The organism is Blastomonas sp. (assembly GCF_041747255.1).
Classification (GTDB): domain Bacteria; phylum Pseudomonadota; class Alphaproteobacteria; order Sphingomonadales; family Sphingomonadaceae; genus Blastomonas.
Window position 1 is genome coordinate 1 of the sequence record NZ_JBGTFM010000501.1, and the last position, 1593, is coordinate 1593.

General features: G+C 67.8%; 2 protein-coding genes. One reads left to right on the forward strand and one right to left on the reverse strand.

What is annotated here, in order from left to right:
• On the forward strand, nucleotides 1-1086 hold a 1086-nt coding region (locus tag ACEW8G_RS16600), incomplete at its 5' end, for an acyl-CoA dehydrogenase family protein (protein WP_373489502.1).
• A gap of 7 nt (nucleotides 1087-1093) precedes the next feature.
• Here the strand turns inward: ACEW8G_RS16600 and ACEW8G_RS16605 are convergent.
• On the reverse strand, nucleotides 1094-1593 hold a 500-nt coding region (locus ACEW8G_RS16605; RefSeq protein ID WP_373489503.1), incomplete at its 5' end, for a CHAT domain-containing protein.

The following is a 1593-nucleotide window of genomic DNA, read 5'->3' on the forward strand; positions in this document are numbered from 1 at the left end:
GAGGAGGCGCGGCGCATGCCCGCCGATATCGCCAAAGGCCTTGCCCGCGCCGGCGTGTTCAACATGGTCCGTCCCAGGAGCCTGGCCGGGCTCGAGATGCCGCCGCTCGATCTGGTGAGCGTGCTGCATGCGATCGCGCGCGCCGAGGCCAGCACCGGATGGTGCGCGATGATCGGCGCGACCACCGCGATCAACGCCGCGTATCTGCCGCACGAGGTGGCGGCGCAAGTCTACGCCGATCCGCATGCGATCACCGGCGGGGTGTTCGCGCCGATGGGCCGCGCCGACGACTTGGGCGATCACTACAAGGTCTCCGGGCGATGGCAGTGGGGGTCGGGCAGCGCCAATTGCGATTGGCTGTGCGGCGGCGCGATGGTGTTCAAGGACGGCGAACTGCAGCGCTTCGACAACGGCGCGCCGTATCACCGCATGATGATCTTCCCGGCAAGCGAGGTTGCACTGCTCGATACCTGGCACGTCATGGGGATGAAGGGCACCGGCTCGGGCGACATCGCGGTCAAGGACGTGATCGTGCCCAAGGCGCGCAGCGTCTCGCTGATCGCCGACCAGCCGGTCGAGCAGGGGCCGCTTTATCTGTTCCCGGTGTTCGGGCTGCTGGCGATGGGCGTGGCATCGGTGGCGCTCGGCAATGCGGCGGGCGCGATGGATGAGGTCAAGGCTTTGGTGCGCGCGAAGAAGCCGCAGGGCGGTCAGCGCACGATGGCCGAACGCAGCACCGTGCAGACCGACCTGATGCGCGCCGAAGCCAGACTTGCATCCGCCGAGGCGTTTTTCCGTGAGAGCATTGCGGCATGCTGGGATGGCGCAACGATGCGGGGCGAACTGACGGCGGAGGAACAGGCGCGGCTGCGGCTCGCGGCAACGCATGCGACCGAAACCGCCGCCGATGTCGCCAAAACCGCGTTCACCATCAGCGGCGGCAGCGCGGTGTATATGACCAGCGGTTTGCAACGCCGGTTCCGCGACGCACATGTCGCAACCCAGCATATCGCGACGGCAAGCAGCGTTTACGAATTGGTCGGACGGGTGACGCTCGGCCTGCCCACCGATACCGCGATGCTCTGAGTATGCGTTAACCCGCCCCGTCGCCGATCAGCGTGAACGGTGCCCAGGCGTTGGGGTGAGCGAGCGTATCAACGTCGCTGTCGGCGGACGCATCGTTGCGGATTTCGCGCATCGCTTGCGCAAACGCCTCGGCGCGCGACAGGCCGGGTGTATCGCGCGCGATTTCGATGGTGCGCACCGTCATCCGCGCAGCGACGTCATCGCGCACCGGCCAATGCGAGGCGAGCAGGTTGCGCGCCCCGGCATAGAAAAACGCGCGGGCGAGGCCGGAGAGGCCCGGTGCCCCCTGCGATCCATCACCCGCTGCGGTGTTGCAGGCCGACAAGATCACCCAGTCCGCGTCGAGTTTCAGCGCGGCGACCTCTGACGCGGTGAGCAGCCCGTCATCGGCCTCGCTGGGGCTGTCGGGCGGGGTGAACACAAGCCCCGGTTCTGCCGCGCCCTCGATCTCGCCCGCCATCAGCCCGTGTGTGGCCAGCGCAATGATCCGCGCAGACGCGAGATCGG